This is a genomic window from Bacillus cereus group sp. RP29, from assembly GCF_040459765.1.
GTDB classification, from domain to species: Bacteria; Bacillota; Bacilli; order Bacillales; family Bacillaceae_G; genus Bacillus_A; species Bacillus_A paranthracis.
Map to the genome: position 1 here is coordinate 3,820,924 of NZ_JARVHN010000001.1, position 24,282 is coordinate 3,845,205.

The window sequence follows — 24,282 nt, forward strand, 5'->3', positions numbered from 1 at the left end:
TGTTCCCTTGAACGTATTTTAGAATCTATTATTTGCAAACTTCTCGTCTTTCTTTCAACGTCGATTTTGGGAGACGAATAATTTCTTCCTTCCTATCCCTTTAAGGTGAAGAAGCAATAGGTGTTGTAAAAAAACACTAACAATCTTAAATTTATAAAATGAATCATATGTACAATAAGAGCTAAAATAATCCCATGTAATCCTACATCATTCACTATTAGCAAAAACACAAAAATTAAAATCCGATACCGAATTACGATGCTATATATGAGGAAGTGAAAATACAGTAACTGCAGCAACTGAAATATTAATCACTACGAGGTGGCACTATATAAAAGCGGATTTATAATCATTGCATTCACTACCAATTCCCAAATTATATGACCACCTACAATACCAATTGTTTGTCCCATCAATTTGAGTAGCCTAACCCTAGCTTTAACAAATTCACCCATTAAACTTCCTTTTCAGTAAGTTTTTAGTTAGATTACACTAATACAAAGAAATATATACGAGAAAAGAGCTATCCCTCTTTAAGGGGTACCGCCAGCATTTTTGAAAAAAACCACGCTAAGCAAATTTATATGCGAAAAGAGCCGTATTTTACCCCGTTAAGAGTAAATTGGCTCTTGGATATGTAAAGGGAGCATCGAAAAACTTAGAGGTTGATTAATTGCTCGATAAAAAGAACCTTGTGATACACCAGTTCCTTCTACAATTTCTTTAATAGAGTATTCTTTACTGTCATACATGCGTAATGCAATTGAGAGTTTTTCTTTTTCTAATTTAGGCCTACCTAATCTTTTTCCACGTTTCTTACTTGCTTCTAATCCTTCTTTTAGGGGGAGAAGGAGCAACTGTGCCGGGAAGTGCAAAGTAGTTTCCAATAAATATAACAATAAAAAAGAAACGCAAAGTTTTTTACTGTTGCGTTTCTTCTGTAGGTTTAGGATAAAGTTTGATTAAAAATTACTTTAAGCTATATAAAAAGCTATCGATTAGTCCTTCCTACATAAGCGTTGGACATTTCACATGTTTGTCCTAGTTGAAGAGAGTTCATTAAAATCTCCATATCTATCTGTATATACTCTATACCTTTTTTGATTCTTCCATCTTGAAAATAATTAAGGTTAGGATTTTTTGATAAATACGTGTATTCGTTTACTTTTTACATAATTGCTATTATTGGTAGTTTTAATAAAAACATACATATAATGGTGATTATTATGGGAAAATATCATAAATAATCAAATCCTATAATTTAATAATTAATACAATATAATCCAAAACTTACAACGAGTTACTTTTCAATTTGATTTGTGACTGGATGGAGGGAATATGAAAAAAATTACACAAAACAAATTATACTATTTGGTATTTCATTAATATTTATGACAGGATGCTTGCAAAAGTCTCTTATTGATGATGTTCAATTAATTCAAGGCGTTGTATACGATACAACAAAAGATAAAATAAAAGCAACAATTGTCTGTCCTATTCAACAAAAAGGTCATAAAGTTCAAGTATTTGAGAATATTGCAAACACAGTAAAACAAGGAAGAGAAAATGCCTTTTTCGAATCTGCACAGCCGTTTGCCATTGGCCAATTACGTGTTGCTCTTTTTACAGAAAAATTAGCTAAAAAAGATATAGCGGTAGCGTATGATACACTTCTACGAGATAGTAGTATAGGACACTCAATATATCTAGGGATACTGGAAGGTAATGGATATGATCTATTCTCTGGAAAATATCAAAATAACTTTAATGTTGCAATTTATATAAAAAATCTGTTGGAACACAATATGGAAACAGGTTCATTACCGTATGATAATTTACATCATAACTCTAATCGCTATTACACAGTAGGACAAGATAATTTTCTGCCAATATTAAAAAAACAAAAAGATAAAATAAAAATTCAAGGTTTAGCTCTTTTCAATGAAGAAACATATGTAGGGAAATTGGAACCAAAAGAGATGTTTGTTTTTAGAGGATTGCTTGAAAAACATAGATTGAACTCTCAAGAATTTAAAAGCCACGGCGGTTATGTATTAATTAACAACATCCGTTCCACTCCTTCCTATCATGTTCGGATTAAAAATGGAAAACCATCTTTTTATATTCAAGTTAAAGTGGATGCTCGTCTGCAAGAAGTCTCAAAAAGAATAAGTCTAGAAAATAAAAAGAATTTCGAGATAATAACAAAGAACATAGAAAAACAACTTAATACAGATAGTAAAAAGCTACTAAAAAAACTACAAAATCTAAATGTAGATCCACTTGGTTTAGGCTCTAAATTTAAACAGCATTATAAATCATTTAAGTTAAAAGAATGGAACAAAATATATAAAACAGTACCAGTAAAAGTGAAATACATTGTAAATATTGAAAATTCAGGAGTCGTTGAGTAAGAAAATTGAAATGGTTTACCATGAGTTTTATGAAAACCATCTATATGTTTGCCGAGGCTTGTAATACTTTCAAATATAAAAACAAATTAGTTTTTCCAAAAATTATATGCTAAACAAATCTAAGTTTCCCTTTATGTCTAATTGTGCTATTATCTATTCAATGCAATTTTCATTGCTTATATATGACAAAAATACGCTACTCATTCAATACAAAAATGTCAATTCCATAATAGAATTGACATTTTTGTATTGAATTAAAGACTTGAACCCACTTTTATTTCACCAATATGGGGGTAGTGACAGGGTTGCAGTCATAGACCGCAAAGTAAAAACACAGAGATTTGTCACCTCTGTGTTTCTTCGAGTTTTCGTTGATTAATTGCTCGATAAAGAGAACCTTGTGATACACCAGTTCCTTCTACAATTTCTTTAATAGAGTATTCTTTACTGTCATACATGCGTAATGCAATTGAGAGTTTTTCTTTTTCTAATTTGGGTCTACCTAATTTTTTTCCACGTTTCTTACTTGCTTCTAATCCTTCTTTCACTCGTTCCGCAATTAAATTTCTTTCTAATTCTGCAATGACACACATCATTTGCAACATAGCCTTACCTGTAGGCGTTCTTGTATCCATATTCTCTTTCAATGATACAAATTGAACTCCTATTTCTTCGAACTGTTGGATAATACTTAGGATATCTAATGTTTTCCGTCCTAAACGTGAGATACTTTCAACTACAACAGTATCTCCTTTTCTTATCACATCAAACAAATTTATAAGACCTTGTCTTTCTCGAATCGTTCCAGTGAATTTCTCTTGTATGACTTTTTCACATCCGTATTCAGTAAGTGAATGGATTTGCCGATCTAAATTTTGATCGATAGTAGATACGCGTGCATAACCAATAATCATTTGCTTCCTCCTGTACAATCATATATTTACATTGTACCGAAGGTTCATTTATTGTAAAGGTATTTGGTAATACTTTTGGTAACTATTTTTTGCAACTCAAAAAACCTTATAAATATAGAAATAGAAGCAAGATGAGAAATGTTACAAAAATATTGGTTTTTGGTAAGAGTTCTTTTAATGGATTTGTTTATAAAATACAAATGAGATTAACCTTGATTAATAATAAATAAATCTTTGAAAATCCAAAGAATATTTTCAATTATTTTAGAAAAGACTGTTTCTTTTATAATTTATAGTATGTACAAGCCCTACATTAAATAAATTTTTTAAAGAGAAAGGAGGTATATAATGTCAGATGAGAATGAAAAAAAGTATTCAAACGAATTAGCCCAAGCTGATTTCATATCTGCTGCAGCGTTTGATCCTAGTCTTGTAGGCCCTACATTGCCGCCAACTCCACCATTTACACTACCGACCGGTCCGACCGGAGCTACTGGTCCCACTGGAGCTACTGGTCCTACTGGAGCCACTGGTTCTACCGGAGTTACAGGTCCTACTGGAGTTACAGGTCCTACTGGAGCTACTGGTCCTACGGGAGCCACTGGTTCTACCGGAGTTACAGGTCCTACTGGAGCCACCGGTCCTAGCGGAGCCACTGGTTCTACGGGAACTACAGGACCTACCGGAGATACAGGTCCTACGGGAATTACAGGACCTACCGGAGTTACAGGTCCTACGGGAATTACAGGACCTACTGGAGCTACCGGAACAACTGGTTCTACAGGACCTACTGGAGTTACAGGTCCTACGGGAGCTACTGGTCCTACGGGAGCCACTGGTCCTACAGGAGCCACTGGTTCTACCGGAGTTACAGGTCCTACTGGAGTTACAGGTCCTACGGGAGCTACTGGTCCTACGGGAGTTACAGGACCTACCGGAGCTACAGGACCTACCGGAGCTACAGGACCTACCGGAGCTACAGGACCTACCGGAGCTACAGGACCTACCGGAGCTACAGGACCTACCGGAGCTACTGGCGCTACAGCAACAACTTCTACAAAGGCTATCCTTTTTGGTGGTACTAATGCGGGATTTCAGCGCATAGCAGGATCACCTGGTGCAGATTCACAAACGCTCCCTTATGTAACAGCAGGAGCTGGTAGTGTTGTTGCGTTTTCTGCTTCTATAAATGTAAATAACTTAGGTACAGGTGTATATTTGTTGCGAGTATGTGATAATGTACCTACTAATCTAGCTTCACCGGGTGCTGGTCAAATAGTCTCTACAATTACGCTTACACTTACAGCCAATATTACTGGAACTATAGTGTTTTCGATTAAACCAACTGATATTGGAGCACAACCTGTAAAGGTATTTAATCCTAATCCAGTGGTAGCCCCTGCAACAGTTACATGGACTAGTACAATACCTGGTAATCCAGTTGCAAGGACAGATGCTATCTCACTTTTTATAACTCCAGGAATTACTCAAAGTGCTGTATACTCTGTATTTATATCTACTGCAGTTTAAAAAAATTAATACTATATACATACAATACTAGTTTTGAAGGACTACTATTGTATACGAATTTATGGTAGAGCCCAAGGGATATAGGGCTCTTTTTTTATGGATTAAGACTGGGATTTTACATTTGATATATACTAATCAAATTATACTTAGTTAAATGCTATAATTTGTATAATAAAGGCTATTCTCATGTCCCCTTATAGCATCTGCAGAGATCTTTATTAACCGTATATACAACATTGCGCTCCATAACTTTAAACAATTTAAACTAAAAAATAAAAATAAATTCTTAAAGAGAGGAAAAAAGAAAGAATGGGAGTTAAACAATTACTGTCGGAGGCACAACGAAATGAATTAATGGATTTATCACGTTTAACAGAATGGGATTTGGTAACATTTCATACCTTTTCTAAACATGACTTACATTTAATCTTCAAGCATCGTAGAGGATATAATCGTTTAGGTTTCGCTCTTCAACTGGCATTAATTCGTTATCCTGGATGGGCTTTAACTGAGTATAACGATATTCCTATGTCAGTAATCAAGCATATCGCAAGACAGCTACAGATTCCTGCAGAAGGGTTTTCTAAATATGCCAATCGTAATAACACATTATGGGAGCATCTTAGTGAAATTCGTGAGGAGTATAATTTCACTAATTTTTCTTCTAGCCATGAAGAAAATCTGTTGAAACATCTCACACAACAAGCTATGGAAAACAGCAATTCACTTCATTTAATTGAAATAGCACTGTCCATGTTACGGAAATCAAAAGTTATTCTTCCTGCCATGTATGTAATTGAAAATATAGTTTGGGAAGCCAAACAGCAAGCAGATCAAAAAGTATACAGTATTTTGTATGATGACTTAACATCTGAGCAAAAGAAAAGAATAGATGCTTTACTTCTACCCACAAATAATGGAATTTCGCCATTGGCTTGGTTAAAACAACTTCCCTCTCAACCATCACCAGAGTCTTTCCTCAAGGTTGTGGAGCGATTTGAATATGTAAAAGATATAGGGCTTGTAGTTGATACGAGCAAGATTAATTCCAACCGCCTTCGGCAGCTTGCAAGATTAGGATCAAAATATGAACCATATGCCTTTAGAAGGTTTGATGAAGTGAGAAGATACAGTATTTTAGTTGCTTTTATGCTAGAAATTACACAAGATTTAATCGATTATGCAATTGAAATACACGACCGTATTATGATGAATCTTCAATTAAAAGGAAAAAAAGCACAAGATGAGATGCAAAAAGTAAATGGTAAAAAACTGAATGAAAAACTTGTACAATTTATCAAGATATGTGGAGCACTTATTGAAGCGAAAGAAGTAGGAAAAGATGCTTTTACAGCTCTAGATGACGTTATGCCGTGGGATAAAATGGTGGAATCGGTTGAGGAAGCCAAACAGTTATCAAGACCTATAAGCTATGATTATTTAGATTTGTTGGAGACTAGATATTCTTATATCAGGCGGTATGCGCCTACCCTATTAAGGGTCTTCCAGTTTGGATCAACTAAATCGGCAGAGCCAGTACTTCAAGCGCTTCATACTATACATGATTTAAACATAAACGGAAAGCGAAAAGTACCGATGAGTGCACCTTTGAATTTTGTATCAAATCGCTGGCAAAAACATGTGTATGACGACGAAGGGAATGTTAACCGACATTATTACGAACTTGCAGCATTAACAGAGTTGCGAAATTACATAAGATCAGGAGATGTATTTGTTTCAGGAAGTAGACAGCATAAGGCATTTGATGATTACTTAATATCTGAAGAGGATTGGAGAAACATAATAAATGCGGAAAATTACTTGGCAGTTCCTTTAACGGTCGAGGAGTACTTAACAGAAAGGATTACTTCGCTAAACCAACGTTTGGACTGGTTATCAAAAAATAGTGAAAAATTAGAAGGTGTTGATATCAGCCAAGGAAAGCTATATGTGGAGAGGTTAGATAAAGGGACACCAGAAGAAGCAAAAGCATTTAGTATCCGTCTACATAATATGTTACCAAGAATAAAGCTCACAGATTTACTATTAGAAGTTTCCAGCTGGACTGGATTTCATGAGCAATTTATTCATGCTTCAACGAACAAATCTCCTGATAAAGAAGAGAAGAATGTAGTATTAGCAACTCTGATGGCAATGGGTACAAATATTGGTCTTACAAAAATGGCAGAGGCTACTCCTGGAATCTCTTATAGACAAATGGCAAACACTGCACAATGGAGAATGTATGATGATGCTATGGTTCGAGCTCAGTCTGTTCTAGTTAACTTTCAACACAGGCGACAATTAGCAACATATTGGGGAGACGGTAATACATCGTCTTCAGATGGAATGCGGGTACCTATTGGCGTTCGCTCTTTACATGCTGATTCAAACCCGCATTATGGAACAGGAAGAGGAGCAACTATCTATAGGTTTATAAGTGATCAATTTGCTTCCTTCTATTTAAAAGTAATTAATACAAATGCCCGAGATGCACTATACGTCCTTGACGGTTTACTTCATCATGAAACAGACCTCATGATTGAAGAACATTATACAGATACCGCCGGATATACAGATCAAGTTTTCGGATTAACACATCTTCTAGGCTTCCGCTTTGCACCACGTATTCGTGACTTAATGGATACAAAACTTTTTACTATTAACGGTGTGCAAGAATATCCAAATGTTCAGTCACTATTAAAAGGGAAAATTAATTTAAAGGTTATTCAAGAAAATTACAATGATGTTTTACGGTTAGCATACTCCGTAAGAACAGGTAAAGTATCTAGCTCACTTATAATGGGGAAACTTGGATCTTATGCAAGACAAAATAAATTAGCGACCGCCCTTGGTGAAATGGGTCGAATAGAAAAAACGATCTTTACCTTAGATTATATTTCGAGTAAATCAGTGAGGAGAAAAATACAAAAAGGCTTAAATAAAGGCGAAGCCACAAATGCCTTAGCCAGAGCTATATTTTTCGGAAAGAGCGGAGAGTTTAGAGAAAGAGCCCTCCAAGATCAATTGCAACGGGCCAGTGCACTTAATATTATTATTAATGCGATAAGTGTATGGAATACGGTCTATATGGAAAAAGCCGTAGAAGAATTAAAAGATACAGGCGAATTTCGAGAGGATTTAATGCCGTATATATGGCCTTTAGGTTGGGAACACATCAATTTCTTGGGTGAATATAAGTTTGAGGGATTACATGCAACAAGTTTACAATCCTTACGCCCTTTGAATATAAAAGAGCCGATTTACTCTTAACGGAGTAAAATACGGCTCTTTTTTCATATAAATTTGCTTAGCGTGGTTTTTTTCCGAAATGCTGGCTGTACCCCTTGTAGGATTGTATCGAATGATTCAGCAATCAAGTCAATTACCTTACATGCGTACTCGATTGTTTCATCAGTTACCGAATAGGGTAGATTTGCAATTAAGGCAAGTGCGGTTGCTTGCTGAGATCGGTATGAGCTTTCACCCTTCCAAGCTCTGTACAATTGTTTAGGTTGGATACCCGAGATGAAGCACAAGTTTTGGATTGGCATCTTGGCAAACAAGTGAACGTACATGAGGAACTTTAATTCTTTCTCGCAACGCTTGTCTACGTCAGGAATGTTTATCGAAATGGTCATTCTCATAAGGGGAATCATCTTCTTTCTTTGTGGGATATGTCCGTTTTGGGACACTATGGGTATAGATTAAGCAAAACTCTCAAGTTTACTGGAAAGGAGGATGAAACCAGTAGCGTACCTTAAGAGCTTTGCTTAATGGAGAGTTTTCCGTGCTCTCCTATAAGTTTATAAGGGGTGATTGAATTGAATAATGAAGTCACAATATAATTGAGAAAGGGAGGATATGAGAGTACTTGAAGGGAGATAGAAGTACTTTATTGAAGCACCATTGCGGGTAGATGCTCCAAAGCAAGGACTCCTACTATGTAGTAGTCGCAAAACTCCACCAATGGGAAAATAGAAATAGTCACAATTCAGAAGTAGTGATTGGGCTTGAGGTGAGACTTTCCGTATTGACGATGATTGTATCAGTTACGGATGTAACCTCATAGAAACATCTCGAGGGGGTGAAGATATCTCTATGAGACCACCATCAGTGGGCTTGTACTTTTTAGGGGTACATACGTTGATGGAGTCTCTGCAGTTGTAATTGTAATCCCAATAGGGAAACTGGGAGATTCTCTAATTGTGGGAATTACTCATTTACGTATCTCACTAGGTAAACGATTGTAGAGGTATTTCCTCTATATTTATAATGATAGCAGAATGTCCCATAAATGTCAATAGTTTAGATAAACTTTTTATTATAACATTAAATATAATTATCCGTCAATGATACAATTGTATCAACCAGATTCCTCCCTGTGAGGTTTTGTACGTTTAGGGTAATTTGTATTGTGAATCTCTGTAGAATCTCTTTTGAGACAATCTGAGAGTTCGCAATTGCCCAATCACATGTAGGGAAACTTTCGGGGGCATGGGGCAATCACACACGGATACCTTTTAAGAGACGACTCCCGACTGCACCTCCACTCTTTCCTTGATACCCCCCACGGTCTCGTCCCCTCTTCGAAGTTTTCTTTCGCTCTCTGATTCTCTTCGGTGATGAGCACAGGAGGAGACACAGTATGTATCTGTGGTGGTTGACTCTTTCTCTTCTCTCTCCGTCTTCTTCCCTTTCCTCTCCTCATTCGATTTCTTTTTCTTTCCGTCTCTCTCCTTCTCTGTTGTCTCTCTCATCGCCGTCTCTGTTGTTGTATCATCGTCGGTGTCGTCCTCTCCATTGTCTCCCTCATTGGTGTCTCACATCCTCTGTAGTTGTATCACAATGAGTGGTCTGTGTGGTGTCTCTGTGTGGTGGTGCTCTCATACTTATATGTACCTGTGTGGATACTACTTACTGTATGATGTACTCTCTTCATTGTATGTACTGTGATAGATAGTACTGTATGTATAGCTGTAGCATATGAGGGTAGCTATCTAGTGTAGCTTTAAGTGGCATACTTTAGAGGAGTGTATCCGTACAGTGTATGACTATGGAGTGTGCCTGTGTGTATGTACCTGATGAGGACGGGAACATCTAAGGTAAGTATTCTATCTGGATATGATGGGACTACTTTAGAGGATAGTCTCAGGAGGATGTAGCTATTGTATCTGGTGAGGACGGGACTACTTTAGAGTGTATGAGAGTATGTAGCTATTTAGTTTTATCATTTCGATCCATGTTGAAATAATGAATACGTGATGTATTGCACATTCAGGGGACATAATTAAGATTATAAGAAGTAATCATTACAGTTACATCTCTTCAATGGCTCAACGGTGGTATTCTTCAATGATATCAATACTTACGAGTACTTCCACACATGGTTGCAACTTGATTATTTCGGCACACTTTAATGTATAAACGATGTCGACTCCATACCTCTCCCCTTGAGAGGGGTGATTTCTACGAGATGTACGGTTGAGATATGCAAAATAGTGTATACTTTAGAGGGCATTTCCCGAGAGTATTTCCCATCAGCGAGTGATACAGAATGTACCATATTTCCTTTGATGATTATTCCGTTGAAGATTCTCTTTGAGGTGTCTGGTGTCCTCTGTATGGTGCGAATTTGCTCCAGAAGGCTCTAAACATATAGGTTAATATCGTTTGAGCATCGGCACTCTCTTAAGAGTTTTACATACCCCATAGTGTATCTATGTTGCATACTGTATCGCAAGAGTTTTACCTACATGCAATGGCTACACCTACCCGTCAAGCGTAGCTATACAAGTGTTTTTACTTTACAGCATAAATCACCACGGTAGGTTCAATCCTTTACAGTTTCATCCGTCAATTATGGTATGTAGCTATCTAGTTTAGCTATAAAGGTAGGTATCTATCAAGGTATATATCTTGACTGATTCAGTCATGTGTGTATCTATAGAGATTGTGTCACTACGTTCCCCTGTGTTCCGCTAAAGCTACACACTATCCGTCTATTCATTATATCTATGGGTGTGTATCATAGTATTGACGGTAGGATGTAGCGTAGCGGAATCATACAGAGTGAGCGTAGCGATCTCCTTATCTCTAGAGAGTAGGCATTTACTTTGATATTTATCACATAGTGAACGGCTATGGTTTTAAAACTTAGAAGATAATAACTAATAAGGATTAAATGGTTAAAAAGTGTCTTCAGCCTTACTCTCCCAAGGGATTATCCCTGTTTGAACATAGTCCGAAATATGAACGTATATGTCTAACATAGTCCGAAATATGAACGTTTTTGAAGTGGAAACCAAAATATGAACATGTTATAATCATTATAGAAACAAAAAAGCCACCGAAACTGTAGGAGGAGACGGTGACTTTCGAGCGATTAATTAAAATAGTTCTTTCTTGTGAGGTTGCCTTTCTCTCGATTGGCGACCTCTTTTAGTTTGTCCATATCAATCTTGAGTTTCTGACGGGAGAACATTTCAGGATTCAATATAATAGTTTTAATCCTGTATGCTTTCATTTCTACGATGATACCTTCATTGTTAAACTTGCGGAGTGTACGTCTAACTGCTTGTATATCTAATAGCAACTTGTCCGCCATGTTCTGTGGTCGCCAAACTTTCATTTCACTGTAGAGAGGGCTTGTAGGGTCTTCACAGATGATATGACTCTCATAGTGCATATGATTAAGCAATACAGATAAGATACCCAAGTCTGTAAAGTTCAGCTTCTTATCTTGTGCAATTACTAGCATCTTAGTTTGAAATACTTTTATGAAGTCTTCAGCTTCTTTGGATTTTCCACATTGATAGTATTCCGTCTCTATAAAGTAATTGTTTTCTTTCCCCACTTTTACGCTATATATCAGCCCATACAATTCAGCTTCTTGCAACAGTGGACGGACAGTCTTTACATTACGATTAAGCTTCTCAACTATATCGTCTAGTGATAATCCATTCAGTCCTCTATCAGCTAACTTCCCTTTTGATCTAGGCTTCAATAGACTACTAAGTGCCAATACTATCCCTTTAACTTCTAAGGGAACATGGTCAAGCTGTAGATGTCCGCTTGCAAGCTGAATACTCCAATGTCTTGTATCGTAGTTAGCTTCTTGTTGTCGCTCAATGGCTCTCTTCTTATCAAGTCCTCCACGTTGCTTAGCCTTGGCTTCTTTGTTGGTGAATTCCATTCCTAACTCTTCAGCTAATCTCTTAAACTCCTGATACTTTTCATCGTTGTCGATATTATGATACACTTCTTTCTCGTATCCATCCCTATATGAGTTGTATACTTGTTCATTCATATGCTTCTACCTTCTTTCTTGGTTAAATTTACCTTGGTTGCCAACGTCTTGACATGATACTACACATCAACTCTACTTTCAAGTGTTTTCATCAAGTTGTTTCACTTGTAAGGTCACCCCCTCTATTCCGTTTCATTTGTAAGGTGTATTCCATAATAGGCTTTTCATATGATGTCCGTACAATAGGTTTCCCCATACAACCGAAGGATGAAGAAACGGTGGGAGGAATGCATACTTGTCCCCTATGCTGACACAAAAGAGATTGTATCAACGTAGAGGAAAAGCAACTCTTTAAGATACAACCTCGGAAGGGTCACGTATGGTATGATATTAGCCCCCTATCAACTTTCTGAATTTCTTCAGCTTGCAAGCCATTACAGTGCTTCCCATAATGAATACACTCACAAGTCCCGTTCTCGCAAGAACAAGCACTTCCACTCCTGACCGCTTATGTGCGTCACCCACTAGTCTGTATCTCCGTGGATAGGGTACACGGGATTATAGATACACGCCTTACTTTCCGACATCGGCTAGGCTCACCTGTCAAGTGTTTAGCGTGGTGGTAGGTCATTCCCACGTTCGGAAATCCCTTAACTCAGTACCTAAAAATGGCAATACTTAAGAGACCTTGCATTCCTCAAATTTTTTCGATAGAATGAAGGTACTGAATGTACAGGATTGTCCGTATTTAATTGTTGATACGGCATGAATGTGTGAATGTTTTGAGTCTCTAGTTGGCGCTAGGGACTTTTTATTTTGTTTAAATATCGATAAAGTTTAAATCTCAACGAAGTTCAATGGGTTATACTTATCGTTTACACTGTGCAAGGCGTGACCATATAGTTTTACATAGCGATCTGTCATCTGTAGAGTTTCATGTCTCATAAGCCTCTGTAATGTTAAAGAGTCCATTCCCATCTTCAGACACTTAGAAGCAAAATACCTTCTAAACGCATGACAGTTAAGCCCGTCCATCTTCAAGTCCCTTTTAAGCCTCTTAAATAGTGTAGATATTGCTTCTGTAGACAACTGACGGTTCATCTTGTCAGGGAACACATATGTTATAACGTCACCTTCAAAGTAAAACTCTAGGAATAGTTTATACTCCGCTAGTTCCTTTTGAAGCTTTCTTGTATACGGGATAGTTGCGACACTTCTTTTCTTCCCGTAGGTAGTGATTGTCCTGTTCTTCATATCAACATCAGACCACTTCAAGTTGACCAGTTCTTCCCTTCTAAGCCCAGTAGATACCAATAGGATTATCACTGTACGGTTACGCATGAGAGCAAAGTTAGAACCTTTAAAGTAGCCCCTATCAAAGTAGTCCAATACTTTCTTTACTTGCGTGTCAGTCAAGACATCCAGTATGACATCTTCTTTACTAAACTTAATTTTCTTAAGCGGACTCTCTTCGATGATATCCTCATCTTCCAAGTATCTGAAGAACACTTTAAGCACCCGTATTTTCCCGTTAAGGGTAGATGTAGAGTTTTTCAATTCACACTTACAGTACATAAGAAACTCTTTAGCTACCTTTGAGGTGATCCCTTGAGAATCAAAGACACTATTTTGTATACAGAAAGTTTCAAACTGAAGGAGAATCCCCTTATATGATTTAAGCGTATGAAAGCTCAAGTTGTTTAGTTCTCTGTCCTCTATAAACTCCTTAATTGCAAATTTAAGCAACAAAAAAAATCCCCACCCTTTCTTCCGTAAAGAAAAAAGAATGAGGATTTACCTCGGGCAAATATTTACTAATAAGTTCTAAGTGAACAAATTAGTTAAAAACCTCTTAAAAGCCTAACTAGTCTCGATTACGAGGTGGACGTTTTCCGAAGTATTGGTAATAATCTGTACGGATAAATCCGTTAAACAGTTTACGTTTCTTCGATGCATCTTTTCCGTAGCACTTCTCAAATGCTTCGTAACTTGTTAATACATACGCCGACCATGTGTCTAATGGACGGAATACTTGTCCCATTTCTTTATACAGTTGTTCAACAAGTGCTTTTTCACTTAAACGTTCTCCGTATGGAGGATTCGTTACAACATAGCCATAATCCTCTTTTGTTGTGAAATCTTTTACTTGCATTTGTTTAAATGTAATTAAATCGCCTAAACCGACTTCTTCTGCATTATCTTGAGCAACACGGATCATACGATGATCAATATCTGATCCAATGATTTGCAATGGTTGATCATAGTTCGCTAAATCTTCTGCTTCTTGACGAGCTTCACGCCAGTTTTGTTTACCAACCCAGCCCCACTCATCCGATGCAAAACCACGGTTAAAACCTGGTGCGATATTTTGTCCAATTAATGCTGCTTCAATCGGAATTGTACCTGATCCACAGAAAGGATCCACGAAAGGACGATCTGGCTTCCAGTTTGTTAATTTAATTAAAGACGCAGCTAATGTTTCTTTTAAAGGAGCTTCCCCTTGATCCACACGATATCCACGTTTATGAAGTCCAACACCGCTCGCATCGATTGTTAATGTTGCGATATCTTTTAACATTGCAATCTCAATACGGAATAACGGGCCATCTTCTTCAAACCAAGTTGTACGTTTATATGTTGTTTTTAATTTTTCAACAACAGCCTTCTTAACGATACGTTGGCAATCCGAAACACTGAATAACTCAGATTTTAAAGATTTACCGATAACAGGGAACTCACCGTTCTCTGGAATATAATCTCCCCAGTTTAATGCTTTCGTTTTCTCAAACAGCTCATCAAATGTTGTCGCTTTAAATTCGCCAACTTTAATTTTCACACGGTCCGCAGTACGTAACCATAAATTCGTGCGACAAATCGCCTTTTCATCTGCTTCAAATGTTACTTTGCTGTTTTCTACTTGGCATTCATAACCTAGATCACGAACTTCTCGGGCAACTAAAGCTTCAATACCCATTGCCGCTGTTGCGATTAAAGTAACTTTTCCCATTTGCATTCACCTCTTATGTATATTCAAACAATAATTAATAGCCATTTATCCTATTAATTATTACATTTTACGAAGAATTTTCTCATTAACCATTTTAACTCATAATTTATAACTTCATACAAATAAAAAGCCCTCCTCTAACAAAGGAGAGCTGAGTTATTTCATAGTTGGTTCATAACGTTCTGTAAGCCATGTTCTGTTCCTTTGTACTGCAAACGGCCCACGCCTCGTACTCCGGTGGCAATCATCTATCTACAGGTTATACAACCTGTCCTTTCCCATCGTTCATTTCCTTGGAAAAGATTCCCCTACCATTATTTGGGTTTCTCGCTCGTGGGGTTTACCTCGTTCCACTCCTATCATTTCTTCAAGGACTTCGTCACTGTGGCACTTTAAAGGTAGTCAAACCATATCCGAAAGGACTTAGGTTTTTTCCCTGCCGTTAAACCAGCCTTACAGCCAGAATACCCTAGCTTATGAATTGGCTAGGCACGAACACTACAGCCATCTCAGGCCGTGCGAGCATGGACTTTCCTCTACAACGTTGGCGTTGCAGCGATTACCCAAACGTTATGACATCCATTAGTATAGTGGAAACAAAAAGATTTTGCAATGTTTTTTTCTATGTAAAATGCTGTAACCTTTTTATCACCAGAAATTATTCGTATAACTTACTTCCAAATACAGCTTTTTCTAAATTCGATAGACGTTTTAAAATGTCCGTATTCGTGTTGTTATATACTGGTTGTGCAACTGGTGTTTGTACAACTGGTTGTTGTGGAACTTGCGTTGCTGCTAGCTTTTGTTCTTCTAGTTCACGCTTTAAACGAGCATTTTGTTGCTTTAATTGCTCAAATTCCTTGTGAAAAGCTTCGTAATCTTTAATGATCATATCAAGAAACTTGTCTACTTCTTCTTGTTGATAACCTCTCATACCTGTTTTAAATTCTTTTTCTAAAATATCTTTTGCCGTTAATTTAATTTTATCCGAAATCATTTTCTTCACCTCAAATTTTTGCCAAAACTTTCATTAACTAAATTTTTTCAGAAACAATGCTTTTTGTCAATCATATATACGAGTACTATATTACATATTACTCAGCATTATTCCACTGTTCCTCTTCTATTATATCTTGTAAATCGGAAAAAAGAATGAAATAACTGTGATAATTTTCTATTTCTCCTTTTTTCTTTGCCTCTTCTACAATATATTTAGGACTCCCTGGTTTTTCTTCATCATATACAGCTAAAAGTGCATCACTTTTTTCAATAAAAAATTGATTTTTTAATTTAAATTGCTCTGGGCTTTCGTACTTTCGTTTTGTGATACTATCAACATGGTCTGCTTGAGAGAGAATAAATTCGTAATATTCACGGTTATCTTCCTTCCAACCTTCTTCTTGTTCTAAAAATGGAGTAAATACCGCTAATTTTAAATCTGGATATTCTACTTGTATTTCAAAAACAACTTCAGCAGCCCATAATTCTACACCTAACTGGCCACTTATTATAACCCACTCTAACCCATCTTCTACAAAAGCAATTAATTTACGACACAACGCCTTTTTTATACATTCTACTCCTGGATGATCATTTTTAAATATTCCAAGTTCAAAGGGCTTATAGCCTGTTACTGCAATAACTTTCATATCAACACTCCAATTACAAAAAAGAACTAGCATTTCGCTAGTTCTAACATATCATTTACTTTTTAAATATTCCACCAACGTTTGGTCCAATATTCGGACCTACTGGTGATACATTGTTTGGTAAAAATGGTGATACATTTGGTCCTGGTCCAAACGGCGATACATTCGGTCCTGGTCCGAATGGGGATATTTGATGACCGTGGTGGTGGTGATGATGACCATGGCCACATGGTCCACATCCGCCGAATCCTGGATCGATTGGGTCCACAACATTTACATTTGAATTTGTTTGCGGGAAGAAGTTTTGGTTTTTAATTTGTTGATGATGTACATGTGTTGTATGCGTCGGGAAAATGTGTGGCACCACCGTTGTTGAAAAAGAATGTGTTACGCATTGTTTCGTCGGATGAATGACAGGAGCAGTTGTACAAATAGGTCCTGTAGGCTTATGCCCTCCAAAGCAAGGATGACAATGATGCATAGTTTTTCTCTCCTCTCTCATAAAAAAATCTGATTACACTTTACAGTATGAGAAAAGAGGGTAAGCCGCTTGTTATATATACCCATTTATTCTAAGGAAATTTGTCTAGTCTTTGATTTTCTATCCAATGCTTTTTATAGACAAACCTTCGACATTACTTACCAAAAAAGCCTCCCACTTGCTTTACAATACCTGTCACTTGATTCATCGCATTCATCATTTGTCCAGCTGTATTCATCATTTTATTTACATCATAGTTACCATCTGAATTTTTAAATTGGGAAACAAAACTAGAAAATTGACTTGGTTGCTGCTGTTGCTTTTGTTTATTTTGTGTCGGATACGGTTGTTTTGGTGGATAAAACATCGCTTGTTGATTGCCATAGGGAGATGGTGGTGGCATATAGTATTGTGAATTTATATAAGGTTGCGGTTGTTGATTCATATACGGTTGCTGCGGTTGATTCATAAACGATACTTCAAATGGCTGGTAATAATTTTGATTTCCATAATGAGGCTCGAAAGGATACATATTATAACGTAAATATGTATCCGTATTATATTGGTACATATTTTGCTGTGCATATGGATTAGATTGCTGATATACGTTAGATTGTTGAAACATGCATTCTCTCCTCCTTCACATAAGTTTCTACATATATAATATGTACTTGTAAAATAATTTGTGTGACGGAGTATCTGTCTATTTTTGTCGGAAGTTTAAATTTTTAAAAAATTATAAAAGAAAACCCTTCCATGCTATGATAAAAAAGAAGAAGATTCTCATGGGGGAGGAATCAACATGGTATTAGGGGATTTAAAACAAGCGTTTTCTCAAAAAAAGGGGTATTACACAGAGAATGTAAATGAATTGTTAGACTTTGCGAGACATTGGTATCTCGAAGGGAAAATATGTATTTCAGATTACCGAACAGTAATAAAAGAACTAGAAATAAACGGGGCAACAAAACCTACAACAGTGACAGAAGCATAAAAAACAAGAGGGTTTTCCCTCTTGTTACTTACATTGCTCAATTATATTTTGCAAAGTATACGAAATGGCTTGATGCGTTTCAAAGAATCGCTTACCTTTACCTTTATTTACAAAGCATTGCAACACATTTGTTTGTAAATTATCGTACACTTGATCAATTTGCTGTACATGTATATACTTCGGTTTTTCTTCCTTAATCCATTCATAAGCTAATTCTTTCCACACTTTTAATTCCTCATCTACCATATCTACAAACGGTTTCATATCCTTGTAAAAATCGTATTCAATCATTTCTCTTTTTTTCACATTCGCTTCATTATTATGTTGCATAAGTTTTTCCGAAGACTGTATTAATGCTTCATACTTCATTTTATTCCCACCTTATTATGCACTCACTACGACGTTTTGAAATGCCTTCACCCAATTCCCTTTTTCTTCGTGATGCACTAATTTATTTTCCATATGCTCAATATGCATTTCTGTTATTTCTATCTTGTTGCGTATTTTTTCACTCTTATCCTTTAATGCATGATTCATTCTAATCCCTATATTCATTTCCAGCAAATCGAGAGAACTTAACATTTGATCCATTGTTTTCATTACATCTTCCTTCTGAACCATCGCCATATACAAAACGCCTCCTTCTTTGCTTTTCCTTTGTCATGTAATTTCGCCGAATGATTCTTCACTCCTGCCCACATGACAAAACTAGTTGTTATTCGTCAAAGAAATCATTTTGTATGTCATTTATAGAAATGGTAACAATACAAAAAGGAGGTGCATGAAAATGGCAAAGAACAAAAACGAAAAAAAGAAAAAACAAAATAAACAAAATAAACCCGAAACTGGAAATCCAAAATTAGATGGTCCAAACTTCCCTGCTACATAAAGTGAAACTTCTTTAATCTCTTATATTCATTACGTTTTGAGATTAAATGTTTACCACGCATAGTAGGGTTACTTCACATTAAGAAGTCCCGTCTTCATTTATGAAGACGGGACTTCTTTTTTATTATATCACGAACTCATCCATCCTTTTAACAAAACGATTTACGGTGGAAGCAATATAGATTTGCTCCCTCTTTCTTTTATACCATTCTGTTATATCAACTTCACCCGTATACTCTTCTCGTAAAAATAGTTCATTTATTTCCGTATCTCTACAAAACCAATCTCTCATACTTATTTCATCATGTGCAACAGCAGGATAAACTTCTCTAAGAGCTGGTGTACATGATTTTCTAGCTTCACTTACATAACATTCATAATCTGTTCTTGATCCTGTGTGTATCGTTTGCGATGCAAATCTATGGAATAAACTTTTGTAATTCGGATGGAACAGTAACGCTGCTAATTTCTTTCCTAGTTCTATACGCTTCTGTAACGTTTCAAATTGATAAACTGAAAAACCATACACCTTCCCTTCAACAGTTGGGAATATAACGGCACTAATATGAAGCATTTCTTGTAATTTAAAAAGGGCTGTATGGAATACATGTTTTTTAAAGTATGCATTCTCAATAACTGGTTTTTGAATTTTATTTTGTTCATTTATAATAAGCGCTGTCATCAGTCTATTTATATCTTTTTTCTCCCAAAAATATATCCATTCTTTTTCCATAAAAATGGATACGTTAAAATATTGTAACAAATGGAATAGTGGGATCTGCCTCCTCTTACTTTCTTCGTATAACAACAGCTGAGGAAATGCATCTAAAAAAATAATCCAATTTGCTTCTTCGTAAGTTAAAAACAAATGTTTTTTTACTGTTTGAGGTAAAACAGTAGTATAATATCTCCCTTCTAAATCAGTCATATTCCATCCTGCATTTCTTGAGACCATACTTGCTAAAAAAGCCCACCTAATCTCACTATTTCTTACATAATATTCTTGATAACACTCTGTTCGAGAAATGTTGTCCATATTAGCTATTTCTATTTCCCTCTTAATGTTGTAAACGATTGTTTTTTCCTCTTCTGTACAGACCATCATCTTTTTACGATATTGCTTAATTTTTTCATAATCATTCCATGTAAACATAAAGAAGTCCTCATACCTTTCTTGAAAAAGGTCACATCTTTTTTCATTTTTTGTTATAATCACCTTTGTAAGTAATTCTTAGCAAGTTGGGAGTGGACACACTATGACCATTCGTTACCCAAATGGAAAACGGTACAATCAAGCTTCACAACCTCATAAAACACCAATTAAAAAACATACTTATAGTAACAGAGGTATGTCCCTTGAAGAGGAATTGAATGAAACGAATGAATATTACTTAACCCATAATATTGCATGCGTACATAAAAAACCTACACCTCTTCAAATTGTAAAAGTAGATTACCCCGCTCGAAGTGCTGCAGTGGTAAAAGAAGCGTATTTTAAACAACCTTCTACAACAGATTACAACGGTGTATATAAAGGGAAATACATCGATTTTGAAGCGAAAGAAACAAAAAATAAAACGAGTTTTCCACTTCAAAACTTCCACCTTCATCAAATTGAGCATATGAAGCAAGTAATCGCTCATAATGGAATTGCATTTGTTATTATTAAATTTACACTTTTTGATGAACTTTATTTATTAGATGCAAAACATATTATTGCATTTTGGAATCGTCAAAATACAGGTGGAAGAAAATCGATTACGAAAGAAGAAATAGAAGAGCATGGATCTTTATTATCATGCGGTTATCACCCTCGGATTGATTATATCCGTGTACTAGACACGGTTTATTTTTCGTGATAGAGTCATCACTAAGGCTCTTTTTTCGACTTTTGGGGAGAGAATGAAAGGTAGGAGAAAGTATAATGTCAGATAATTATCGTTCTCGTACAGAACGAAATCATGTAAAAAATCAAAAGCAAGAAACAAATACAGAGAAAAAACCAAAGAAAAAAGGCTCCTTTTTTAAAAAATTCCTTATAGGTTGTCTACTTCTTGGTATCGTTGGTCTTGTAGCTGGCGTGTCCGCTTTCTTTGTTATGGTGAAGGATGCTCCAAAATTAGACAAATCAAAACTTGTCAACCCTTTATCAACAAAGTTTCTTGATAAGAACGGGAACTTTTTCTATGAATACGGTGCTGAAAAACGAACCCACGTTACGTATGATCAAATTCCAAAAGTAGTTGAAAATGCATTCCTTGCAACTGAGGATTCACGTTTCTATGATCATAATGGAATTGATTTTAAACGAACTACAAAAGCAGTTATGGAAAATGTCACTGGGGGATTCGGATCTCAAGGTGGTAGTACGATTACACAACAAGTAGTCAAAAACTATTTTCTAACGATGGACAAAACTGCAAAGAGAAAAGTGCAAGAATGGTACCTATCTTACAAATTAGAGCAACAATACTCTAAACATGAAATTTTAGAAATGTATTTAAATAAGATTAACTTAGGTAACCGTTCGTACGGTATTGCAACAGCAGCAAAAAAATATTATGACAAAGATTTAAAAGACTTACAATTACATGAAGCTGCAATGCTTGCAGGTTTACCCCAAGGTCCTAATATTTATGATCCTACAAAAAAAGACAACGTTGAAAGAGCTACACAACGTCGAAACGTCGTATTATCATTAATGAATCGACATGGTTATATAACAAAAGCTGAGATGGATAACGCAACGAAAATCCCTGTAACTGAAGGTCTTCAACCATCTTCAGAAGTAACGGAGATGAAGTATCAAGCATTTTTAGATGCTGTTGTAAAAGAAGTTGAAAAAGAATATCCCGATGTAAATATCGGTTCAGATGGTTTAACGATTCATACAACACTTGATCAAGATGCGCAAGATTATGCTGATAAAATTATGGATGGCAATCTTATTAAGTATCCGAACGATCAATTCCAAGGATCATTCGTATTTATGGATACACAATCTGGAGAAGTTCGAGCAATTGGAGCTGGGCGTAAAGAAAGTAAGTCTACTTTCAAAGGTCATAATATGGCCACTGATTTAAAACGCCAAGTTGGTTCAACAATGAAACCAATTTTCGACTACGGTCCAGCAATTGAGAATTTACAATGGTCTACATACCATCAATTAAATGACTCAGAATATACGTATTCCGATGGTAAAAAAATACGAAATGCAACAAATAGTTACAAAGGTGACGTTTCACTACGTGAAGCTTTGAAAAAATCATTAAACATTCCCGCTTTAAAGACAGCTCAAGCGGTTGGTCTTCCTAAGTCACAAGCGTTTGCTGAAGGTTTAGGTATGACATTTAAAGACGGCAAAACATATGAATCAACAGCAATTGGTAGTAACGATAGTTCTCCATTACAAGTAGCAGGTGCATATGCAGCCTTTGGTAACGGTGGGAACTACAATAAACCGCACTTCGTAAAAGAAGTTATCTTCCCAGATGGGAAAAAGAAAAGTTTTAAACCGAAAGAACAACGTGCGATGCAAGACTACACAGCTTACATGGTGACTGACGTTCTTCGTGACGTAGTAAAACCTGGTTCTGGTGGTACGGGTCCAACAGCATACGTTTCAGGTGTTGATGTTGCCGGTAAAACAGGAACACAAAACTTTGATGCAGACGTTATAAAAGAATATGGTATTCCAGCTGATGCAAACAGAGATAGCTGGTTCGCTGGATATACACCGCAATATACAATGGCAGTATGGACTGGGTACGAAAAAAATGGCCCAGAAAACTACATTAGTGATCGTTATACTAGAATTGCACAGCAAATGTTCCAAGTAATGATGAGTAAATTCGCTACAGATAAAACTCGTTTCGAACGCCCTTCTTCTGTACAAGAATTAAATGGTGAATTGTACGTAAAAGGCGCTAAAAAGGATGCAGTGAAACAAATTAAAGTAGATGCACCTAGTGGTCTTAATGTCACTTTCGATGGCGCTAGCACAGTTACACTAAACTGGTCTGGACCAGCAGAAGTTGATGCGTATGCCGCAAGCTATAAAGCGACTGACGGTTCAAGTGGTAGTTTATCAATAAAAGGTACGACAGCTACTCTTGGTGGTATTAAACCAGGCGTTACTTACAGCTTCTCTGTAGTAGCGAAAAAAGGTACTGGAACAAGCCCTGCCGTTGGTGCATCCTTCACTGCGCCTGGAGGAACTCCAGACGCGAAGAAAGCTGAAGATGAGGCTGCTAAGAAGAAGGCTGAAGAAGAAGCTAAGAAAAAAGCTGATGAGGAAGCTCAGAAAAAGGCCAATGAAGACAAATTAAAACAAGAAGAAGCTACTAAAAAAGCTGAAGAAGAAGCTCAGAAACAACAAGAACAACAACGTAAACAACAAGAAGAAGCTCAAAAGAAAGCTGAAGAGGAAGCTAAAAAACAACAAGAACAACAACGTAAACAGCAAGAAGAGGCTCAAAAGAAAGCTGAAGAGGAAGCTAGAAAAAAAGCTGAAGAAGAAGCTCAGAAACAACAAGAGCAACAACAACAACAACAAAATACCGGCGAAGATACACCTCACGCAGACGGAAATGTTGTTACAACAGAGTCTTAATACAAAAAAAGAAGTCCTTTCTCTTAACGAGAATAGGACTTCTTTTTTGTTATCATTTTCTTTACATATAGTTTTTCTATTTCAATATACAACTGCGCTAACTGAATATAAGAATGATAATTATTCGGTTTCTTTATAATGAACGAATATCGCTCTATAAAATTAACTGGTTGCACTTCCAATTCACTCGTAAAATCTTCTATTTTATTCAAACTATGAACAGGTTGCTCATTTAGCCAATATACAATTGATAATAAATGTGCTGCAAAAAGAATCATCGGACCTTCAGCTTCTTGTTTCTTTCTGTTTCGAAATAAAGTAGCAATGTCCTCATGCTTATTTTTCCATACATTCAACATTACCGGAATACTGTTTTCAATTTCATTCCACGGCTCATATTGTCTTTCCATATCATATATAAAATAAGTCTTTTGTATTGTTTCTTCAAATGACTGTTCTGTATAATACGCAATCGAATTTATACTTTCTTTAAAAAATGGTAAGCACCGAAATTCTCTCGGTATTTCTATCACTCGCTCCATCC

The 24,282-nt window shown here is 36.3% G+C and carries 20 protein-coding genes, 1 other RNA gene and 2 pseudogenes; 7 read left to right on the forward strand and 16 right to left on the reverse strand.

The features are described from left to right. Positions 1–611: 611 nt before the first annotated feature. Both QCI47_RS20195 and QCI47_RS20200 read right to left on the reverse strand, forming a co-directional pair. Positions 612–842: pseudogene (locus QCI47_RS20195) on the reverse strand (helix-turn-helix domain-containing protein); the annotation flags it as partial. Positions 843–994: 152 nt separating this feature from the next. Beyond that, positions 995–1,161: pseudogene (locus tag QCI47_RS20200) on the reverse strand (IS4 family transposase); the annotation flags it as partial. 230 nt (positions 1,162–1,391) lie between these two features. Between QCI47_RS20200 and QCI47_RS20205 the strand changes: the two are divergent. Beyond that, positions 1,392–2,414 (forward strand): Ger(x)C family spore germination protein, encoded by a 1,023-nt coding sequence (locus QCI47_RS20205; RefSeq protein ID WP_483299105.1) that lies wholly within the window; start codon positions 1,392–1,394, stop codon positions 2,412–2,414. Between the two features lie 344 nt (positions 2,415–2,758). On the opposite strand, the gene QCI47_RS20210 is transcribed toward QCI47_RS20205, so the two are convergent. Continuing rightward, positions 2,759–3,328, reverse strand: a complete 570-nt coding sequence (locus tag QCI47_RS20210) for a recombinase family protein (protein WP_000583544.1) — start codon at positions 3,326–3,328, stop codon at positions 2,759–2,761. 348 nt (positions 3,329–3,676) lie between these two features. On the opposite strand from QCI47_RS20210, the gene QCI47_RS20215 reads away from it, so the two are divergent. Beyond that, positions 3,677–4,858 (forward strand): exosporium leader peptide-containing protein, encoded by a 1,182-nt coding sequence (locus QCI47_RS20215; RefSeq protein ID WP_001278806.1) that lies wholly within the window; start codon positions 3,677–3,679, stop codon positions 4,856–4,858. 309 nt (positions 4,859–5,167) lie between these two features. Further along, the gene (locus QCI47_RS20220) at positions 5,168–8,131 is read left to right on the forward strand and encodes a Tn3 family transposase (RefSeq protein WP_000538374.1); all 2,964 of its coding nucleotides are present in this window, start codon (positions 5,168–5,170) and stop codon (positions 8,129–8,131) included. 1,250 nt (positions 8,132–9,381) lie between these two features. On the opposite strand, the gene QCI47_RS20225 is transcribed toward QCI47_RS20220, so the two are convergent. The 9 genes from QCI47_RS20225 to QCI47_RS20265 form a co-directional block, all read right to left on the reverse strand. Further along, the gene (locus QCI47_RS20225) at positions 9,382–9,618 is read right to left on the reverse strand and encodes a hypothetical protein (RefSeq protein ID WP_062821241.1); all 237 of its coding nucleotides are present in this window, start codon (positions 9,616–9,618) and stop codon (positions 9,382–9,384) included. A 1,625-nt stretch (positions 9,619–11,243) separates the two neighbouring features. After that, positions 11,244–12,167, reverse strand: a complete 924-nt coding sequence (locus QCI47_RS20230) for a hypothetical protein (protein WP_353811937.1) — start codon at positions 12,165–12,167, stop codon at positions 11,244–11,246. A gap of 777 nt (positions 12,168–12,944) precedes the next feature. Then, positions 12,945–13,853 carry a tyrosine-type recombinase/integrase gene (locus QCI47_RS20235; protein WP_353811938.1) on the reverse strand — a complete coding sequence of 303 codons (909 nt, stop codon included), beginning with the start codon at positions 13,851–13,853 and terminating at the stop codon, positions 12,945–12,947. 118 nt (positions 13,854–13,971) lie between these two features. Then, a complete protein-coding gene (locus tag QCI47_RS20240; protein WP_327911866.1) occupies positions 13,972–15,114 on the reverse strand; it encodes a THUMP domain-containing class I SAM-dependent RNA methyltransferase in 1,143 nt (380 codons plus the stop codon). Positions 15,115–15,294: 180 nt separating this feature from the next. Beyond that, positions 15,295–15,685, reverse strand: an RNA gene (rnpB, locus tag QCI47_RS20245) — RNase P RNA component class B. A gap of 87 nt (positions 15,686–15,772) precedes the next feature. Then, positions 15,773–16,111: a cell division regulator GpsB gene (gene gpsB, locus QCI47_RS20250; RefSeq protein WP_000622430.1), complete on the reverse strand. Its 339-nt coding sequence runs from the start codon at positions 16,109–16,111 to the stop codon at positions 15,773–15,775. Between the two features lie 97 nt (positions 16,112–16,208). After that, entirely contained in the window at positions 16,209–16,763 is a 555-nt protein-coding gene (locus QCI47_RS20255; protein WP_309422603.1) for an SLOG family protein, read from the reverse strand. Between the two features lie 55 nt (positions 16,764–16,818). Then, positions 16,819–17,244, reverse strand: coding sequence for a CotD family spore coat protein (locus QCI47_RS20260; protein WP_000546265.1), 426 nt, complete (start codon positions 17,242–17,244; stop codon positions 16,819–16,821). A 154-nt stretch (positions 17,245–17,398) separates the two neighbouring features. Then, positions 17,399–17,869, reverse strand: coding sequence for a YppG family protein (locus QCI47_RS20265; RefSeq protein ID WP_000487707.1), 471 nt, complete (start codon positions 17,867–17,869; stop codon positions 17,399–17,401). 177 nt (positions 17,870–18,046) lie between these two features. On the opposite strand from QCI47_RS20265, the gene QCI47_RS20270 reads away from it, so the two are divergent. After that, the gene (locus QCI47_RS20270; protein ID WP_000242664.1) at positions 18,047–18,238 is read left to right on the forward strand and encodes a YppF family protein; all 192 of its coding nucleotides are present in this window, start codon (positions 18,047–18,049) and stop codon (positions 18,236–18,238) included. Positions 18,239–18,262: 24 nt separating this feature from the next. On the opposite strand, the gene QCI47_RS20275 is transcribed toward QCI47_RS20270, so the two are convergent. Beyond that, a complete protein-coding gene (locus QCI47_RS20275; protein ID WP_000872959.1) occupies positions 18,263–18,607 on the reverse strand; it encodes a YppE family protein in 345 nt (114 codons plus the stop codon). Positions 18,608–18,622: 15 nt separating this feature from the next. Next, positions 18,623–18,865, reverse strand: coding sequence for a hypothetical protein (locus QCI47_RS20280; protein ID WP_001252040.1), 243 nt, complete (start codon positions 18,863–18,865; stop codon positions 18,623–18,625). Between the two features lie 85 nt (positions 18,866–18,950). Here QCI47_RS20280 and QCI47_RS20285 point away from each other — a divergent pair, with 85 nt between their 5' ends. Next, positions 18,951–19,127, forward strand: a complete 177-nt coding sequence (locus QCI47_RS20285) for a hypothetical protein (protein WP_001982922.1) — start codon at positions 18,951–18,953, stop codon at positions 19,125–19,127. 123 nt (positions 19,128–19,250) lie between these two features. Here QCI47_RS20285 and QCI47_RS20290 read toward each other — a convergent pair whose 3' ends face one another. Next, positions 19,251–20,279: a DUF2515 domain-containing protein gene (locus QCI47_RS20290; protein ID WP_309422601.1), complete on the reverse strand. Its 1,029-nt coding sequence runs from the start codon at positions 20,277–20,279 to the stop codon at positions 19,251–19,253. Between the two features lie 103 nt (positions 20,280–20,382). Between QCI47_RS20290 and recU the strand changes: the two genes are divergently transcribed. Beyond that, positions 20,383–20,985: a Holliday junction resolvase RecU gene (gene recU, locus QCI47_RS20295; RefSeq protein ID WP_000155592.1), complete on the forward strand. Its 603-nt coding sequence runs from the start codon at positions 20,383–20,385 to the stop codon at positions 20,983–20,985. A 65-nt stretch (positions 20,986–21,050) separates the two neighbouring features. After that, positions 21,051–23,738: a PBP1A family penicillin-binding protein gene (locus QCI47_RS20300; RefSeq protein ID WP_270392558.1), complete on the forward strand. Its 2,688-nt coding sequence runs from the start codon at positions 21,051–21,053 to the stop codon at positions 23,736–23,738. Positions 23,739–23,761: 23 nt separating this feature from the next. Here QCI47_RS20300 and QCI47_RS20305 read toward each other — a convergent pair whose 3' ends face one another. Next, complete coding sequence (locus QCI47_RS20305) at positions 23,762–24,280, reverse strand: YpoC family protein (RefSeq protein WP_000442682.1); 519 nt, start codon at positions 24,278–24,280, stop codon at positions 23,762–23,764. Between the last annotated feature and the right edge of the window lie 2 nt (positions 24,281–24,282).

Excerpts from the sequence above, each read along its gene's own strand:
- QCI47_RS20225 (WP_062821241.1), bottom strand. The coding sequence starts at position 9,618 with ATGAGAGAGACAACAGAGAAGGAGAGAGACGGAAAGAAAAAGAAATCG.
- QCI47_RS20255 (WP_309422603.1), bottom strand. The coding sequence starts at position 16,763 with ATGAAAGTTATTGCAGTAACAGGCTATAAGCCCTTTGAACTTGGAATA.
- QCI47_RS20220 (WP_000538374.1), top strand. The coding sequence starts at position 5,168 with ATGGGAGTTAAACAATTACTGTCGGAGGCACAACGAAATGAATTAATG.
- QCI47_RS20215 (WP_001278806.1), top strand. The coding sequence starts at position 3,677 with ATGTCAGATGAGAATGAAAAAAAGTATTCAAACGAATTAGCCCAAGCT.
- QCI47_RS20275 (WP_000872959.1), bottom strand. The coding sequence starts at position 18,607 with ATGAAGTATGAAGCATTAATACAGTCTTCGGAAAAACTTATGCAACAT.
- QCI47_RS20305 (WP_000442682.1), bottom strand. The coding sequence starts at position 24,280 with ATGGAGCGAGTGATAGAAATACCGAGAGAATTTCGGTGCTTACCATTT.
- QCI47_RS20260 (WP_000546265.1), bottom strand. The coding sequence starts at position 17,244 with ATGCATCATTGTCATCCTTGCTTTGGAGGGCATAAGCCTACAGGACCT.
- QCI47_RS20270 (WP_000242664.1), top strand. The coding sequence starts at position 18,047 with ATGGTATTAGGGGATTTAAAACAAGCGTTTTCTCAAAAAAAGGGGTAT.
- QCI47_RS20205 (WP_483299105.1), top strand. The coding sequence starts at position 1,392 with ATGACAGGATGCTTGCAAAAGTCTCTTATTGATGATGTTCAATTAATT.
- QCI47_RS20210 (WP_000583544.1), bottom strand. The coding sequence starts at position 3,328 with ATGATTATTGGTTATGCACGCGTATCTACTATCGATCAAAATTTAGAT.
- recU (WP_000155592.1), top strand. The coding sequence starts at position 20,383 with ATGACCATTCGTTACCCAAATGGAAAACGGTACAATCAAGCTTCACAA.
- QCI47_RS20265 (WP_000487707.1), bottom strand. The coding sequence starts at position 17,869 with ATGTTTCAACAATCTAACGTATATCAGCAATCTAATCCATATGCACAG.
- QCI47_RS20280 (WP_001252040.1), bottom strand. The coding sequence starts at position 18,865 with ATGGCGATGGTTCAGAAGGAAGATGTAATGAAAACAATGGATCAAATG.
- QCI47_RS20300 (WP_270392558.1), top strand. The coding sequence starts at position 21,051 with ATGTCAGATAATTATCGTTCTCGTACAGAACGAAATCATGTAAAAAAT.
- gpsB (WP_000622430.1), bottom strand. The coding sequence starts at position 16,111 with ATGATTTCGGATAAAATTAAATTAACGGCAAAAGATATTTTAGAAAAA.
- QCI47_RS20290 (WP_309422601.1), bottom strand. The coding sequence starts at position 20,279 with ATGTTTACATGGAATGATTATGAAAAAATTAAGCAATATCGTAAAAAG.
- QCI47_RS20240 (WP_327911866.1), bottom strand. The coding sequence starts at position 15,114 with ATGGGAAAAGTTACTTTAATCGCAACAGCGGCAATGGGTATTGAAGCT.
- QCI47_RS20230 (WP_353811937.1), bottom strand. The coding sequence starts at position 12,167 with ATGAATGAACAAGTATACAACTCATATAGGGATGGATACGAGAAAGAA.